Source organism: Prevotella sp. TF12-30 (assembly GCF_003436715.1).
Classification (GTDB): domain Bacteria; phylum Bacteroidota; class Bacteroidia; order Bacteroidales; family Bacteroidaceae; genus Prevotella; species Prevotella copri_A.
Genome location: NZ_QSQJ01000034.1, coordinates 1 through 16,723 on the forward strand (window position 1 = coordinate 1; position 16,723 = coordinate 16,723).

The window sequence follows — 16,723 nt, forward strand, 5'->3', positions numbered from 1 at the left end:
ACGAAAAGGGTGCGCCATAGACTTATGACACACCCTCTTTATGGTCTTCCATTTATAAATAACGTAAAATCTACACTTCTATTTATTTATGCGTCATGATACCTAATTATTTATGTGTCATGATATCAAGCACCATATCATCGGTGGTCTTCATCGCATCGGCACCGATAGAGGTGAGGTTGTGGATACACTTATCCACATCATCATCCACGATACCCTCGGCAGAAGTTACGCACTTACCCTCCATGGAAAGAAGAGCAGAAAGCAAGGCTGTACTCACACCCGATGAGATCTTCAGGGCGCAGCTTGGCTTGGCTCCATCACAGATCATACCGGTAAGGTTTGCCACCATATTCTTGACAGAGTTGCAGATACGGGTAAAATCACCACCCATCAGATAGGTGATACCGCAACTGCTACCCGTGCTGGCTACCACGCAACCGCAGAGAGCAGAAAGCTTACCCAGGCTCTGCTTGATATAGATGGCCGTTAAGTGACTGAGCATCAGAGCACGAATCAGCTCTTCCTCGGTATTCTCGTTTTCCAAGGCATAAACCACCACCGGATTGGTGGCACAGATACCCTGGTTGCCACTGCCACTGTTACTCATCACCGGAATCATGGCTCCACCCATTCGGGCATCACAGGCAGAAGCGGTGCGGGAAAGAATATGAGAGAAGATGTTGTTGCCGAAGATACCACGGCTCAAAGGACGATCCATCGTCTTACCCAGACAGTGACCATAGTTGCCCTTGATAGATTCCTCGGCAGCCTTCATATTATATTCCTTGGTCTTGAGGATGAAGCGAATCTCATCGAGCGGAGCGGTGGTTGCGAATTCGTAAACCAAGCGGAGATTCAACTGGATATCGTCATCCTCCACATCAGCCGCAGCTCCACCACGCTTGTCGAAAACCACCTCACCATTGCGCTCTACATACACAAAGTTGGTATGAGAACCGGCAATGATAGCTGTAGCTCTGCCGTTGCCGGCATAGCAGATTACCTCGATATAGAGTTTATCTACATCGCCCTGCTTCAGCTTGATGTTGATGTCAGCATTCTGGATATACTGCTTGCCCAGCTCCAGGGTATCAGGAGTAAGATCCTTGAGAACCTCGAGTTCATACTCTGGCTTTCCGATGAGGGCGCCGAGCGAAACTGCGATAGGCAGACCGATCATACCGGTTCCTGGAATACCCACACCCATCGCATTCTTGAGCATATTAGGACTCAAGCGTACCTCGATGCGCTCCGGACGCTTACCCAGAGTGGTAGCAGCCTTAGCTGTACAAAGAGCCACAGCCATCGGTTCGGTACAGCCGATGGCAGGCACAACTTCCTTGTTGACGAGCGCAATGATGCGCTCCCGCTTATTTTTCTCTAACATAATAATAAGTATTAATCCTCCAACTGGAACAAAGGATCGTCAGGAGTCAACATGGTTGGCTTCTGGTCGAATTCCTTCAGAAGCTGCTCAGAAGCATACTTCTTGTTTACTACCAGGCGGAACATGTACTCGTTGAACCAATCGTTGGTCATGATGAAGCATCCACCAAAACCATTGTCAGCACCCCAGCTGTTCTCCACCTTCCACTTCACAGGCTTGCCGGCAGCATCGAGATCTACCGCAGTAAGAGTCATGGCATGGGTAGAACCGCTCTCGAAAGTAGCGATGCGGTCAGCCTTGTTCATTGGGAATGAAGTGTTGAAGAGGCTGGCATAATCGAAGTTGTCGAGTGCCAGATAGCCACGCTTTCTGTCGAGCTGCTTGCCCACATCGTAGCTGGAATACATCTTATGACCATCCTTCAGGGAAGCGATGGCGAGCTGCGCAATCTCCTCCACAGGCAGGTTCAGGTACTTCCAGTTATGACCATCGTAGGTGTGGCGGTCGTACTCTACCTCGTATGTCTTGTGATAAGGACGGCGTGGGTCGTTCATCACCATCAGGAAGGTACCGTTGAGGTCCTTGCCAACAGTCTCCTCATAGAAACTCTTAGGAGTATATTTCTTAGCCTCGCCTACCTGCTTGCCGTCCTTGTCGCGGAAAGCATAGGTAAACTCCTTCACCGGCTCACCCAGAGTAAGGCTGAGCATGTGATAAACCTGAGCGAGCATCTCGGTCTTACGAGCCTGGATAGCAGCAGGTTTCTTGCCCTGGGCTACCATCTTGCGGAGCTCGAGACCATACTCGCGGAGCTTGCTGCTGATGAGACGGCTCATCTTGGAAGTATTGTTGCTGGAATAAGTCTCTGGCTGAGCGCTCATTGGTACGAGACCGTACTTGCTAGCCAGGTCGGCAACACCGCAGAAAGTACCACCGTCATTGAGCGGATTCTTGAAGAAGAACTGCACCTGAGGATCCTCCAGGCTCTTCTTGCCGAGGTCGATGACACCCTGGAGCATCAGGTTAGCCTTCTCCAGCTGGTCGTAGAAGAAAAGATAGTCCTGAGAGAACTCTACTACTCTACCCTGCTTGTCGTTGACAGCAAAGTTGGAACGGAGTACATTGAAGCCGCTGAACATCCAGCAGCGGCCGGAACTCTTCTGGTTATGGATGCTCTGAGAAGGAGTCTCGATGCTGAAATGAGTATCTACCGGAGCCTCATTGGCATGATTCTTCACGAGATCATCGATGTTGTTGCCAGCGATAGCGTTAAACAAAGCCTTGTTGGTCACACCGCCAGTCTGGCTTTTCTCCATCTGCTGGAGCATAGTCTGATTGATGCCGCCATTCTTGGTCTGCGCCATCATCGAGAGGGAAGCCATCATCAAGGCTCCCACAAAGAATAGGTTCTTTTTCATTTATTTAATCTTTATGTTTAGTTACTTATTTACAGGAAAAGCGCAACCGGATAGAACGAAAGGTTCCTCTCCTTTTACTGATTCCTTCCTAATTTTTTGCAAAAATACAAAGAATTATCGAAAAAAGCGAAATTCTCCCCATAAAAATGTTATTTTATGAAAAAAAGCATTACCTTTGCACTTATAAAATTATTAAATTATGGACAAAAGTAAGTTTAGTCTGTTAAGCAACATCAAATATCCTAATGATTTGCGCAAACTGAGCATTAATCAGTTGCCAGAGGTATGCAAAGAATTGAGAGAAGACATCATTGACGAAGTGGCTGTAAATCCAGGTCATTTTGCTTCCTCTTTGGGTGTTGTGGAAATCACCGTAGCTTTACACTACGTGTACAATACCCCTGAAGACCGCATCGTCTGGGATGTAGGCCATCAGGCATACGGACATAAGATTCTGACAGGAAGACGTGAGGCATTCTGCACCAACAGAAAGCTCCATGGCATCCGTCCATTCCCAACACCGCTGGAAAGTGAATACGATACCTTCACCTGCGGACATGCCAGCAACTCTATCTCAGCAGCTCTGGGTATGGCGGTGGCAGCACGCGAAACAGGCAACAAAGACCGCCACGTAGTAGCCGTTATCGGCGATGGTGCGATGAGCGGTGGTTTAGCTTTCGAAGGACTCAACAATGTATCAAGTACTCCAAACGATATGCTCATCATCCTCAACGATAATGATATGAGCATCGACCGTGCCGTGGGTGGCATGGAGAAGTATCTCCTCCAGCTCGACACCAACGAGACCTACAACAAGATTCGCTTCAAGGCTTCGCAGTGGCTCCACTCCAAGGGTATTCTCAATGATAACCGCAAGAACGGCATCATCCGGCTGAACAATGCCTTCAAGTCGGCATTGAGCCATCAGCAGAATATCTTCGAAGGAATGAACATCCGATACTTCGGACCATTCGACGGTCATGATGTCAAGGAAGTGGTAAGAATCCTGAAGCAGCTCAGAAGCATGAAAGGTCCTAAGCTGCTCCACCTGCATACCACCAAGGGCAAGGGATACGAACCAGCCGAGAAGTGTGCTACCATCTGGCATGCACCAGGCAAGTTTGACCCGGAAACCGGCGAGAGAATCATTGCCGACAACAGCAACAAGCCTCCTAAGTTCCAGGATGTCTTCGGAAAGACCCTGCTGGAACTTGCCGAGCAGAACCCTAAGATCGTAGGTGTGACGCCAGCCATGCCTACCGGATGCTCTATGAACATCATGATGAAGGCGATGCCAAACCGCACCTTCGACGTAGGTATCGCCGAGGGCCATGCAGTCACCTTCTCAGGTGGAATGGCAAAGGATGGACTGATTCCTTTCTGCAACATCTACAGTTCATTTGCACAGCGTGCCTACGACAATATCATCCACGACATGGCACTCCTCAACCTGCCTGTAGTGCTCTGCCTCGACCGTGCCGGACTGGTAGGAGAAGATGGTCCTACCCATCATGGCGCCTTCGACCTGGCAGCCCTGCGCCCTATCCCGCATCTCACCATCGCTTCGCCGATGAATGAGCACGAACTGCGCAACCTGATGTATTCAGCCCAGCTGCCAGACCACGGAAGCTACGTGATCCGTTATCCTCGTGGCTGCGGTGTGCTCGTAGATTGGCGCAACAAGATGGAGGAAATCAAGACCGGTACCGGCAGAAAGCTGAAAGACGGAGAAGATGTAGCCGTGCTCACCATCGGTCCTATCGGAAACGATGCCATCCAGGCAATCGAAGAGGTAGAGAAGGAAACGGAGATGAGCGTTGCGCACTACGATATGCGATTCGTGAAGCCGCTGGATGAAAACATCCTCACCGAGGTGGGCAAGAAGTTCAAGCGCATCGTGACCATAGAAGATGGTGCAAGAATGGGCGGAATGGGATCTGCCGTTCTGGAATGGATGAGCGACCACGGCTATCAGCCACAGATAACCCGCCTGGGATTGCCAGACGAATTTGTGGAGCATGGCACCGTAGAACAGCTGCGCGAGATTGTACATCTCGACCACGAGAGCATCATGAATGCCATTATCGGAAAATAGAGCATCGAAATTTAAATATTCATCAATATGAAAATCATCATAGCTGGCGCCTATGCCATCGGTACCCACCTGGCGCGACTCCTGTCGCGCAGCCAGGAGGAGATTACACTCATCGATGAAAGCGAAGAGCGCCTGGCAAGCATCGGCTCCGACTGCGATCTGCTCACCATGATAGGAAAACCTACCAGTCTGCAGACCCTGAGGGATGCCGGTGTTCAGGATACGGATCTCTTCATCGCGGTTACCCCGGTGGAGAGTACCAACATCACCTCCAGCATCCTTGCCAAGAATCTCGGTGCCAAGCGCACCGTGGCACGTGTGGATAATCCGGAATACATGGAACCGCAGGCACAGGAATTCTTCAAGGAACTCGGTATCAGCAAGCTCATCTATCCAGAGATGCTCGCTGCCGTAGATATCAACAACGGACTCAAGATGAGTTGGGTGCGCCAGCGCTGGGATGTGCACGACGGCGCCCTCGTGATGCTCGGTATCAAGCTGCGTGAGGGATGCGAAATCCTCAACGAGCCTCTCAAGAACATCAGTGGTCCCAACGACCCTTACCACGTGGTAGCCATCAAGCGAGGCAGCGAAACCATCATCCCGGGTGGTAACGATGAGCTGAAGCTCTACGACCTCGCCTACTTCATGACCACCCGCAACTACATTCCCTACATCCGCAAGATTGTGGGAAAGGAGCATTATGTAGATGTGAAGAACGTAATGGTGATGGGTGGCGGACGCACTGCCGTAAGAGCCGTGAAGAAGATGCCGGAATACATGGAGTGCAAGATTATCGAGAAGGATGAGAATCGCTGCGAATATCTCAACGATATCCTCGACGACAATCATATCCTTATCATCCACGGCGATGGCCGCGACATCCCTCTCCTCACTGAGGAAGGAATCAGAAGCACCCAGGCTTTCGTGGCGCTGACGGGTAATGCGGAAACCAATATCCTCGCCTGCCTCACCGCCAAGAGAATGGGTGTGCGCAAGACCGTGGCTGCCGTAGAAAACGTGGATTACGTGAGCATGGCAGAAAGTCTGGATATCGGTACCATCATCAACAAGAAGATGATTGCTGCCAGCTACATCTATCAGATGATGCTCGATGCCGACGTGATGAACGTCAGATTCCTGATGAGCGCCAACGCCGATGTAGCTGAATTCATCGCCAAGGAAGATTCCAAGGTTACCCAAAAACCGGTGAAAGACCTGGGAATGCCTATCGGTGTTACCATCGGTGGTCTGGTGAGAAACGGCGAAGGAATGCTGGTTTCGGGTAACACCCAGATAGAACCGGGCGACTCGGTGATGGTGTTCTGCCACAACATCAATATGAAGAAAATTGAGAAATATTTCATTTAGTCTCTATATATAATAAGGTATATTCTATATATATAAGGTATAAAGACAGATATGATATATATAATAAGGTATAAAGACAAGAGGGAATGATAAACAGCAAGTTGATATACAAGATACTGGGACAGTTGCTTTTCATCGAGGCATTCCTGCTCTTCGTCAGTCTGCTGGTGGCATACTACTACCAGCAGGACGACATCTTCGCTTTCGTGGTAGCCACACTGACCACCATCGGCGGCGGACTCATCCTGAAATGGAAAGGACATGGAGCAGACAATTCGATGTCGCGCCGTGATGCCTACCTCGTGGTATCGCTCTCATGGATCATCTTCAGTCTCTTCGGCACCCTGCCCTTCATGGTCAGCGGTTACATCAATAACTTTACGGATGCCTACTTCGAGACGATGTCGGGATTCACCACCACGGGAGCCACCATTCTGGATGATGTGGAATGCTTCCCGCACGGATTGCTGTTTTGGCGATCGCTCACCCAGTGGATAGGCGGTTTGGGAATCGTGTTCTTCACCATCGCCCTGCTACCATCACTTGTAGGAGGACAGACCAAGGTGTTTGCCGCCGAGGCTACGGGTCCTATCAAGACCAAGCTGCATCCCCGACTCTCCACTTCGGCAAAATGGATCTGGAGTATCTATCTGATGCTCACCATCGCCTGCATCGTATCCTACTATGTGGCAGGAATGAATCTCTTCGACAGTTTCAACTATGCGATGACCACTACGGCTACGGGTGGTTTCTCCACCCATAACAGCAGTACCGAGTTCTTCCATTCGCCGGCGCTGGAATACATCTGTGCATTCTTCTGCTTCCTCTCGGGAGTGAACTTCACCCTACTCTATGCGGCAGTCATCAAGTTTAAGATCAAGGATCTGTTCAAGAACTCGGAGTTCAAGTTCTATATGTTCCTCGTCACCGCCTTTACGGCTTTCATCATGGTAGAGCTGATGGCGATGCGCAACTACGATATGGAGCATGCCTTCCGCAGCGCCGTCTTCCAGGTGGTTTCATTCATCACCACCACAGGCTTGTTTAATGATGATGCAGCCCTCTGGCCTCATGTCACCTGGGTGGTATTGGCAGCCTGCATGTTCTTCGGAGCCTGCTCGGGCAGTACGAGTGGAGGTTTGAAATGTATCCGCGCCGTGATGCTGGTAAGAATGGTGAAGAATGAATTCCGCCAGATTCTGCATCCTAATGCGGTACTGCCTCTGAAGATTGACGGTGTGAACGTGCCGATGCAGAAGCGGGTTACGCTACTCGCCTTCCTCACTACGTATCTCATCATCTGCCTGGTCATCTCCTTCACGATGATAGCCATGGGCATCGACAACACCAATGCCATCACCATCACCCTGAGCTGTGTGGGCAACGTAGGTCCTACGCTGGGTACGGAGATTGGTCCGACGATGTCGTGGAGCGAACTGCCGGATGTGGCAAAATGGTTCTGCTCGCTGATGATGCTCATCGGACGTCTGGAGATATTCAGCGTTCTGGTAATCTTCACACCAGCCTTCTGGAGAGAGAACTAGTTTCCGCAGGAGGCAGGTACTGGAAATCCTAGACAATAAAAATTTATCAACTAATTCAATAAAGTTATGAAACCATTAAAATTTGAACCACTGTTGAAGTCCACCATCTGGGGTGGAAACAAGATCATCGCCTTCAAGCATCTTGACATCAAGCAGGAGAAAGTTGGCGAGAGTTGGGAAATCTCTGGTGTTCCTGGCAACGAGAGCATCGTAGCCGACGGCGAGATGAAGGGCAAGAAGCTCAATGAGGTTGTTGCTGAATTGAAGGAGAATTTCCTCGGTGCAGATAACTATAAGCGTTTTGGAAACGAGTTTCCACTGCTCATCAAGTTTATCGATGCCAATACCGACCTTTCTATCCAGGTACATCCTAATGACGAGATTGCCAAGAAGCAGGGTAAGGAGCGCGGCAAGACCGAGATGTGGTATGCGCTGCCAAGCGAGCCGGATGCCAAGCTCTACAACGGCTTGAAGATGCAGATTACTCCAGAGCAGTACAAGGAGATGGTGGAGAATGATACCATCACCGATGCCCTGGCTCAGTATAACGTGAAGGAGGACGACTGCTTCTTTATCCCAGCCGGCAGAATCCACGCCATCGGAACAGGCTGTTTCGTTGCCGAGATTCAGCAGACCAGCGATGTTACCTATCGCATCTACGACTTCAAGCGCAAGGACAAGGATGGCAACTATCGCCAGCTCCACACCAAGGAAGCATCTGAGTGCATCGACTACACCGTATTGGCAGACTATCGCCAGAACTACACTCCTGCCAAGAACCAGGGTGTTAGCATGGTGCAGTGCCCTTACTTCACCACTGCCGTTTATGATCTCGATGAGCCAATGACGCTGGATTATTCTGAGTTGGACAGCTTCGTGATTCTGATTGGCTTGAAGGGTGAGGCTAAGATTACCGACAACGAGGGTAACGAGATTACCCTGCAGGGCGGCGAGAGCATCGTAGTGCCAGCCTCTACCCAGACATTGAAGGTAGAAGGAACCTTGAAGTTCCTCGAGACATACGTATAAAAATGATAAGAAATAAAAAGGCTCGCAAGTTTTATTGCCTTGCGAACCTTTTTATTAAACCAGAGTATCTCTGCCAAAACTCAACTTTGAAGAATAAAGGAGAAACGAACATGGACAAAGGACAATTTCTATTATATCAAACTCCCGATGGAGTATCAAAGATAGAGGTAAAGTTGCAAGACGATACCGTTTGGTTGTCACTCGACCAAATGGCAGAGCTTTTCCAACGCAACAAATCGACCATTTCCAGACACATTAAGAATGTACTGGAAGAGGGGGAATTGTTAGCGGATTCAACTATTGCAAATTTTGCAACAGTTCAAAATGAAGGAAAACGCCACGTAGAGAGACAGATCACTTATTACAACCTCGACATGATTATCAGCGTAGGCTATCGTGTCCATTCTTATCGCGGTGTACAATTCCGAATTTGGGCAACCAAGGTGCTAAAGGACTATATCGTGAAGGGGTTTGCCTTAAACGACGACTTATTGAAACGTGCAGGCGGCGGCAACTATTTCGATGAACTTCTAGCAAGAATTAGGGACATCCGTTCTAGTGAAAAGGTATTCTATCGCAAAGTTCTGGAAATCTATGCGCTCAGTATCGACTATGACCCTCGTGTGGAAATGACCCAAAAGTTCTTCAAGACGGTACAAAACAAAATGCACTATTCTGTACATGGGCATACCGCAGCGGAAATACATACTAGACGACTTTCTCCGTATCTCTCGAAAAGACATACTTACCCATGCAGGTAAGATATCTGCAAAGTTGGCAAAGGAAAAGGCTGATACCGAATACGACAAATTCAAAGAACGAACAAAGGATGACCTTTCTCCTGTAGAAATTCACTTCCTAGAAAACTTTGAAAGAGAGCGGAAACGATTGTCCGATGACAGAGATAAAGCAGAGTAAGCCACTTCCAAAAACACTCTTCACCTCTCGCAACCCCAGTGTTTATCGGGGTTTCAGCCGATTTGGTGAAGAGTTTAAAAAGAGTGTGTTTTTTACCAGCTCACGACGTATCGTTTTGTGCCATAGTGTGGCAATAAGCGCTACAAGCCGCTTTGCACCTCGTCAGTACTATCGCTGTTGCTTGTAAGTACTATTGTTGTTGCATCGGTTTTAAGTGAAAAGTCTTCGGAGTAACCATTACTTGTTGCCGGAAGAATTAATACTATAAGCCGGAGAAGCCTATATTTTCAGCCGCCCAACAGCTGTTGTGCGCTTGCATAACAGCTGATATGCGCTCGCCCAACACCTGTTGTGCAAGCGGAAATCAGCTGGTGGACGATGAGTTGTTGGATATAAGTTCTGTGTATGTATATGAACGAGCCGTATCTTGTATCCACCATCTAGGGTAGCAACAAGATCATCGCTTTCAAGCATCTTGACGTGAAGCAAGAGAAAGTAGATGAGAGCTGGGAAATCTCAGGTGTTTCTGGAGACATACGTATAAGACCAAAGATCCAACCGACATCAGATACATAACAAAAGCCGGTTGGACCTTTTTACTTTTTCCATTCAATATCCCAAAACAAACATTTTCAACTAAAAAGTTGAAAATAAAGAAAAATAATTTGTTTTTTTCAACTAATAAATGTATCTTTGCAGCACAAAACAAATATCAAACAATGAATAAAGAAGATGAAGTCTCGCTATTTCTAAAGCGTTTCAAGGACAAAGCTAAAATATTTGGCATAATCTTCCGTGACGATAGAGGAAAAAATACTCAAGCCCTATTGGACTTGGAAATTACAGCCCTCAAACGTCTCGAAATCATCAAGAACCTAGAAGTTGATGATTTCGTAGAAGGTCCCTTAGAAGACACGCTTAACAAAGTGGCAGATTTATGGGTGTTTGGAAAGAAAGTAAAATCGCAGGATGTCTATATCAAAATTTCGATGGGCATCGCTAACAATAGCGCCGTGTGCATCTCTTTCCATGTCGCAGAGTATAAACTGGTTTATCAATTCAAATAAAAGAAGAAATGATGAAAAGTCCATTTACAGGAGGAAATGTAGTACTGCATTCGGAGAAACGAACAGCAGTTTTCAGAAAAGAAAAGTTCGAATACACTTTTCTTAGCTATCAGTGCGTAGATACACACGAACTGTTTACAACAACAGAATTGGATACCGCCAATACAATGCAGATATATAATCAATATCGTACTAAGTATGGAATTCCATTCCCTGACGAGATACGCAGTATACGCAGAAAATATGGTCTGTCGGCCACCAAGATGTCAGTGATATTGGGGTTCGGTGAAAACCAATATCGACTGTACGAGAATGGTGATATGCCAAGTCTTACAAACGGAAGGATACTGAAGACCATACAAGTACCTGCTGTGTTTGCCACATTTGTTGAAGCTGCCAAAAACTTGCTGAATACAGAGGAATACGACAAGATTATGTTGTGTATCGAGGAATTAGAAAATGAATCAAACACCTCGAAACTTATCAAACAATTGATTTTTACTACCGATGGGAGAAATCAATGGAATGGCTATGCCCTGCCTTCAATGAGCAAATTAAAAAACACGATGCTGTACTTCATAGAGAAATTTAACGGAGTCTTCGTTACACAAATGAACAAACTTCTCTTTTATGCCGACTTTCTTGCCTACAGGAGCAGAGGATTAGGATTGACAGGCTTAGTATTTAAGGCAGTACCTTACGGACCAGTCCCAGAGCGATGGGACCGAGTGTATAGTCTCGTGGATGATATAGAGCAAATGCCTATCGAAAGCAAGAATGGAAACAGTGGAACAAAACTTGTGTCAGCATTGGAATTTGACGAAGCAAGTCTCAGTGAAGAAGAACTAAGTTGTCTCGCTAAGGTCTATGAAACATTCAAGAATGAAACGCCAAGCACAATCTCGGAAATCAGCCATCAGGAAGTAGCATGGCTCGACAATATAGGCAGTCATGGACGAATAGACTACGACTATGCCTTCTCGCTGAAGGCACTGTAAAAACGAGAACTCGAAAGCCGGTTTCATTGAGTTGGAACCGGTTTTCGAGTGACTCACATTTAGCCCAACCACAAATTATAAAAATTCATCTTATATAAGACAGCTATCTTCCTCATATCAATTTTCTAAAAATCTTTCTACATCCGCCTGAATTTTCTGGAATTCGGGAGAGAACTGGTAGAAGGTATTCTTCTTCATCATCATTTTCACCTTGCCCAGACTGTTCTCATAGCATGCCATCTCTGTCCGTGCCTGCTCGGAATGAACCGCCCTATCACGGATTTCATTCTCCCTTACATTGCGCAGGGTATCGCAGACCGTCTGCACCAAAGGGCAAACCACCAGGTCGAAAAGATGATGACCCTGTATATATAAATAGGTGTTATGCTCGTTTACCCCCAGATTATTCAGATACTGGATCATATCCGGCAGCTCATCCTTGAACGTCTTGAAGCGGCGCTCCAGCTGGAAAAGCTTCGCCCTCACCTTCTTGGCGAGATAATTGATGGCCTGCTGAGGGTCCTGGATTCTGACCGATGGCAATACGATGACCTTGTCGAACTCTGCCATATCAAAATGCATCGACATCTTGCGATGACGGATATAGAAGAGAAGATGCCACACGAAGAGCGGCCATATCGTACGGGAATACGCCTCCATGAATCTTTCGAAATCGAAGATATGGGTATCGTTCAACGTCACCATCACACAGGTTTCGTGCAAACCCTTGGAATAACACTGGAAATTCTCAATGGCATAAGCGTAGGTATGGAAGATATAAGGATTCTCCAGCATCAGCTGCGAAGCCTCGGTAGTACCCTGCCGCAGAAAATCGTAGTCGGCATCCACACAGGCTATCATATCCTTGCCCACCCCCTTGAGCATATTGCCGATAGCCGCCTTCTTGCCACGGTCGAGATGGTTGTTGCGGGTAGGAAGCAGGATTTCGAAATAGCGCGTCTCATCCTCAAACTTTCCCAGCACCGACCGCCAGAAGAAGACATCATCGTAGCTCTCGACGTAAGCCACTATCTTGCGCCGAGCCTTCTTCGAGGTCATCTTGTTGGCGGCCTCGAAGTAGAGGGAATTGATATTATCGGTTAAACGTTTAGCCATAATACTTCTTTTTCACTTATATCGTGATGTCGCTCACATCCGTCACCCTATCGGTCCATCCGTCCATCACCACGGCAGGACTGTGGGTAGTCATGATGATCTGGATGTTCGGATTGAGTTTCAGCACCAGACCGATAAGCTGCTTCTGCCATTCGAAGTGAAGGCTGATTTCAGGCTCATCCATAAAGAGGACATAAGATTGGTTGTCCTCCACCAGCACCGTAAGGAGGATGGCGAGAATCTGCTTCTCACCAGCCGAGAGCTGATAAGGCGAGAGCTGCTCACCTATCTGGTTGAAGCGGATTTCGTTGGCAGTACGGATGATGGTCTTGCCGGTATCCTTGAAAAGACCATCTACGATATCCTGGAACATCTTCTTCGGTTCGCTCAGCTGCTGAGCCTTGAAGGCGGCATCCGGTTCGCCGCTCTGAAGCACGGCGATGATGCGGTTGCCGATGTTCACCTGATAATCCAGATACTTGCGCTGCAGCTGGAAGAGCTGCCAGTCGAGTTCGGTAACCAGGGTAAGGTCTATCTTGTTGATCATCTCGGCATTCATCAATGGTCTATCTACCGATCGGATTACATCATATCTAATCCACTTTGCCTCCTCCGGCTCCACCTTCAGGTGCACGCCCTTGATCATGTGACTAGGGAATTCGCCGCCAGCCGCCAGGCCCTTTACCACCTTATTTAATATAGTACTCTTGCCCACGCCGTTTACACCACTCAGGATATTGACACGGCGGTCGAGGTTCCAAAGAATATGTTTGGTACCGCTCCAGAGAGATTCTATCTCTATCTGTTTGATATAATCAGCATATTTCTGCATAAGATATTCTCCTATCTTTAATAGTCAAGAACTGAAAAAGACGATAGTCTTAACTTCTTTAACTTCTTAACTTCTTTAACTTCTAAAAAATATACCGCAAATATAGCAAAATTCCTCGAATTTTTGTACCTTTGCACTCGATTTTATTCAAAATAAAGAAGATTTAAATAGAAATAAGGAAAAATGGATAACAAACGACCTCTTATCGCCCACCTGTGCCTCTTCTGTTCCGGCGCATTCTGGGGACTGATGGCTCCCGTAGGCAAGGATGCCATGCTTCACGGCATCGACGGCATCGACCTGGTGAGCTTCCGCGTATTGGGTGGCGCCATTCTCTTCTGGCTCACCTCGCTCTTCACCAAGAAAGAGCATGTTCCAGTAAAAGACATCTTCAAGTTTGTTGCTGCAGGCCTCTTCGCCCTCGTGTTCAACCAGTGTTCTTACACCATCGGTCTGAACATGACCTCGCCTAGCAATTCCAGCATTATGACCACCTCGATGCCTATCTTCGCCATGGTTCTCTCCTTCCTGATATTGAAGGAGCCTATCACCTGGAAGAAGGCGCTCGGTGTACTGATGGGATGCGCTGGTGCCGTCATCATCATCATGACAAGTGCTACGGCGGGCAATGCCAAGGTGGGAAACATCTGGGGCGACCTGCTCTGTATGTCGGCTCAGCTTTCCTTCGCCCTCTACCTGTCGCTCTTCAAGAACCTGCTGTCTAAGTATTCGCTCTTCACCATCAACAAGTGGATGTTCCTCTGGGCAACGGTCCTGATATGGCCTTTCACCATCAGCCACGTAATGAGCATCGACTTTGCCCATGTTCCGATGAGCACCTGGTGGGAAACGGGCTACGTAGTTCTATTTGGCACGTATCTGGGCTACATCTGCATGATGATTGGTCAGAAGACTCTGCGCCCTACCGTGGTGAGTGTATATAACTATGTACAGCCGCTGGTATCAGTCACCGTGAGTGTCATCGTGGGTCTCGCCGTATTCAAGGGTATGCAGGCGATTGCCGCCATCCTTGTATTCTCTGGCGTATGGCTCGTGGTAAAGAGCAAGTCGAAGCATGATATCGACCAGCACGACCACAGTCTGGCTTACGAGAAAAGACATGCTTAGATAGCTTTAATGTCGATTTATAAAACTGAAACTGTCCCCATCTGAGATAACAGATGAGGACAGTTTTTGTTATATAAGAAAACGAAATATCAGCAACCGAAGTAAACCATCAGTCCGCCCAAAACGATATACAGCAGGGCGTATGGGATGGCCGAGCGGAGAATCTCTCCATCCTTTCCCTCCATATCGCAGGCTGCAGTAGCGATGGCGATGCTCTGCGGACTGATCATCTTGCCACCCGTGGCTCCTGTGGTATTGGCAGCAACCAGCCAGTTCTCCTGACCACCCTCCATACCAAAGAATGTACTCTGTCCCGTCATGCCCAACTGGTTGGCTACATGAGCCTGGAGCTTGGCAAAGAGGATATTCGAAGAGGTATCAGAACCCGTAACGAAGGTTCCGATGGCACCAATCATCGGCGCTACCAAAGGATAGAAATCGCCCGTCACAGCCACCAGTCCAGAAGCGATGGAAGTAATCATTCCCGAATAGTTCATCACACTCGCCAGGGCTATCAGCGAACAGATGGTCACCACCGTCTTGCGCAGATTCACCGTGGTACGGGCAAGAATCACCATCAATCTCTTGAGGCTTAACCCCTGAACCAATCCACCAATCGTAGCACCCAGGAAGAGCATCAATCCTGCATTGGAAATCCAGCCAAACTTAAAGGTGCTGTCGAGCACCGGCAGATGAACCGCACTCACCAGATGACTCTTGAGGAAAGCATTGACCGGAGGACAGAGCGCGCCGGAAACCAGGATGAATATCAATATAAAGAGGTAAACGCTCCATGCCTTCAGGCTCTCGGCAAGCGTAAAGGTTTCCCTATCCTGCACCTTGCTCTTTCTGGCAAATACCTTGGCGTATGCGATGATGGCAATAATGGCTGCCAGCGAGCCGATGATGGCAGGAGTCTCCGAACCGAGATAATAGCCGCAGACAAACTGCACAACCACGGAAATCACTCCCACCCAAAGGGCGATGATGAGATTCTTGATAAGATTGTGCTTATCGGTAAGCGTCAGGATGATGAAAGGCAGGATGATAAAGAGAGGTGCCAGCTGGATGATGGCGAAAGCCGAAGTCTCGCAAATCTGTGCCGCCGAAGCCGATCCGCTTTCCGCCACCTCGTTACAGAGCGTAGTAACCGGTACACCCACGGCACCAAATCCCGTAGCCACAGTATTACCAATCAAGGATACCAGAGCCGAGAACATCGGCTTGAAGCCGAGTCCGATGAGGATGGCAGCAGGTATCGCCACCGCCGTTCCGAAGCCCGCCATACCTTCGAGCAGTCCGCCGAATCCCCATACAAGGAGCAGCACAAGCAGTCCCTTATCATCGGTAATCGATGTAAACTGCCTCTTGATTACCTCAATCTGCCTGCTTTCCACGAGTATATTATAGCTGTAGATAGCCATCAGGATGATGATGAGAATCGGGAATACCGCCTTCAGGATGCCTTCCACCACCGCCCATCCCGTCAGGGCGATCACGCTGTCCTCCGCATGTTCCGGAGCTATCATGCCCAGCGGCGAAGCTGCGAAGAGAGCAAGCAACACGGTAATTACGAGCGTCAGCAAGGCGCTTTTATGACCTGCCATCTTGAAGCCGAGCATCAGGATGAACAGCAACACGATGGGAATAATAGAAACTATTGATGCCATAAGCCATTCAGTTTTTTATTGTTTTCGATTGAAAAATTTTATGTCTTCGATTGCTAAATTTTATGTTTATGACTGCAAAAATAATATATTTCTTTGAAAAAAGAAAGCATTTTTTGAAAAAAATCTTTTTTTAGATGTCCGATTTTT

Annotated in this window: 12 protein-coding genes and 1 pseudogene; 8 read left to right on the forward strand and 5 right to left on the reverse strand. The window is 48.0% G+C overall.

Annotated features, from left to right (window positions below; all coding sequences use genetic code 11):
- Positions 1-106 precede the first annotated feature (106 nt).
- Both DXD25_RS11855 and DXD25_RS11860 read right to left on the reverse strand, forming a co-directional pair.
- Complete coding sequence (locus tag DXD25_RS11855; protein ID WP_117663689.1) at positions 107-1,390, reverse strand: serine dehydratase subunit alpha family protein; 1,284 nt, start codon at positions 1,388-1,390, stop codon at positions 107-109.
- An 11-nt stretch (positions 1,391-1,401) separates the two neighbouring features.
- Positions 1,402-2,808, reverse strand: coding sequence for an aminopeptidase C (locus DXD25_RS11860; protein ID WP_117663690.1), 1,407 nt, complete (start codon positions 2,806-2,808; stop codon positions 1,402-1,404).
- Positions 2,809-3,007: 199 nt separating this feature from the next.
- Between DXD25_RS11860 and dxs the strand changes: the two genes are divergently transcribed.
- The 7 genes and pseudogenes from dxs (at position 3,008) to DXD25_RS11900 (ending at position 11,830) form a co-directional block, all read left to right on the forward strand.
- On the forward strand, positions 3,008-4,903 hold the full coding sequence (dxs, locus tag DXD25_RS11865) for a 1-deoxy-D-xylulose-5-phosphate synthase (protein WP_117663691.1): 1,896 nt from the start codon (positions 3,008-3,010) through the stop codon (positions 4,901-4,903).
- Positions 4,904-4,930: 27 nt separating this feature from the next.
- A complete protein-coding gene (gene trkA, locus DXD25_RS11870) occupies positions 4,931-6,274 on the forward strand; it encodes a Trk system potassium transporter TrkA (RefSeq protein WP_117663692.1) in 1,344 nt (447 codons plus the stop codon).
- An 86-nt stretch (positions 6,275-6,360) separates the two neighbouring features.
- On the forward strand, positions 6,361-7,818 hold the full coding sequence (locus DXD25_RS11875) for a TrkH family potassium uptake protein (RefSeq protein WP_117663693.1): 1,458 nt from the start codon (positions 6,361-6,363) through the stop codon (positions 7,816-7,818).
- 66 nt (positions 7,819-7,884) lie between these two features.
- Complete coding sequence (locus tag DXD25_RS11880; RefSeq protein ID WP_117663694.1) at positions 7,885-8,847, forward strand: type I phosphomannose isomerase catalytic subunit; 963 nt, start codon at positions 7,885-7,887, stop codon at positions 8,845-8,847.
- 110 nt (positions 8,848-8,957) lie between these two features.
- Positions 8,958-9,765, forward strand: a pseudogene (rhuM, locus tag DXD25_RS11885) (RhuM family protein).
- Positions 9,766-10,484: 719 nt separating this feature from the next.
- Positions 10,485-10,832 (forward strand): toxin, encoded by a 348-nt coding sequence (locus tag DXD25_RS11895; protein WP_117663727.1) that lies wholly within the window; start codon positions 10,485-10,487, stop codon positions 10,830-10,832.
- 167 nt (positions 10,833-10,999) lie between these two features.
- Positions 11,000-11,830 carry a type II toxin-antitoxin system antitoxin SocA domain-containing protein gene (locus tag DXD25_RS11900; RefSeq protein WP_158556333.1) on the forward strand — a complete coding sequence of 277 codons (831 nt, stop codon included), beginning with the start codon at positions 11,000-11,002 and terminating at the stop codon, positions 11,828-11,830.
- 117 nt (positions 11,831-11,947) lie between these two features.
- Here DXD25_RS11900 and DXD25_RS11905 read toward each other — a convergent pair whose 3' ends face one another.
- Both DXD25_RS11905 and DXD25_RS11910 read right to left on the reverse strand, forming a co-directional pair.
- Entirely contained in the window at positions 11,948-12,946 is a 999-nt protein-coding gene (locus DXD25_RS11905; protein WP_117663696.1) for a DUF4435 domain-containing protein, read from the reverse strand.
- A gap of 16 nt (positions 12,947-12,962) precedes the next feature.
- Positions 12,963-13,778, reverse strand: a complete 816-nt coding sequence (locus DXD25_RS11910; RefSeq protein WP_089543767.1) for an AAA family ATPase — start codon at positions 13,776-13,778, stop codon at positions 12,963-12,965.
- Between the two features lie 183 nt (positions 13,779-13,961).
- Here DXD25_RS11910 and DXD25_RS11915 point away from each other — a divergent pair, with 183 nt between their 5' ends.
- A complete protein-coding gene (locus DXD25_RS11915) occupies positions 13,962-14,906 on the forward strand; it encodes a DMT family transporter (RefSeq protein ID WP_117663697.1) in 945 nt (314 codons plus the stop codon).
- Positions 14,907-14,995: 89 nt separating this feature from the next.
- Here DXD25_RS11915 and DXD25_RS11920 read toward each other — a convergent pair whose 3' ends face one another.
- A complete protein-coding gene (locus tag DXD25_RS11920; RefSeq protein WP_117663698.1) occupies positions 14,996-16,576 on the reverse strand; it encodes an L-lactate permease in 1,581 nt (526 codons plus the stop codon).
- Positions 16,577-16,723 lie beyond the last annotated feature (147 nt).

Bases quoted from the DNA above. Each gene is read 5' to 3' on its own strand.
- DXD25_RS11900 (WP_158556333.1), top strand. From the start codon at position 11,000: ATGCAGATATATAATCAATATCGTACTAAGTATGGAATTCCATTCCCT.
- DXD25_RS11920 (WP_117663698.1), bottom strand. From the start codon at position 16,576: ATGGCATCAATAGTTTCTATTATTCCCATCGTGTTGCTGTTCATCCTG.
- DXD25_RS11915 (WP_117663697.1), top strand. From the start codon at position 13,962: ATGGATAACAAACGACCTCTTATCGCCCACCTGTGCCTCTTCTGTTCC.
- DXD25_RS11855 (WP_117663689.1), bottom strand. From the start codon at position 1,390: ATGTTAGAGAAAAATAAGCGGGAGCGCATCATTGCGCTCGTCAACAAG.
- DXD25_RS11910 (WP_089543767.1), bottom strand. From the start codon at position 13,778: ATGCAGAAATATGCTGATTATATCAAACAGATAGAGATAGAATCTCTC.
- DXD25_RS11905 (WP_117663696.1), bottom strand. From the start codon at position 12,946: ATGGCTAAACGTTTAACCGATAATATCAATTCCCTCTACTTCGAGGCC.
- dxs (WP_117663691.1), top strand. From the start codon at position 3,008: ATGGACAAAAGTAAGTTTAGTCTGTTAAGCAACATCAAATATCCTAAT.
- DXD25_RS11880 (WP_117663694.1), top strand. From the start codon at position 7,885: ATGAAACCATTAAAATTTGAACCACTGTTGAAGTCCACCATCTGGGGT.
- DXD25_RS11860 (WP_117663690.1), bottom strand. From the start codon at position 2,808: ATGAAAAAGAACCTATTCTTTGTGGGAGCCTTGATGATGGCTTCCCTC.
- DXD25_RS11895 (WP_117663727.1), top strand. From the start codon at position 10,485: ATGAATAAAGAAGATGAAGTCTCGCTATTTCTAAAGCGTTTCAAGGAC.
- DXD25_RS11875 (WP_117663693.1), top strand. From the start codon at position 6,361: ATGATAAACAGCAAGTTGATATACAAGATACTGGGACAGTTGCTTTTC.
- trkA (WP_117663692.1), top strand. From the start codon at position 4,931: ATGAAAATCATCATAGCTGGCGCCTATGCCATCGGTACCCACCTGGCG.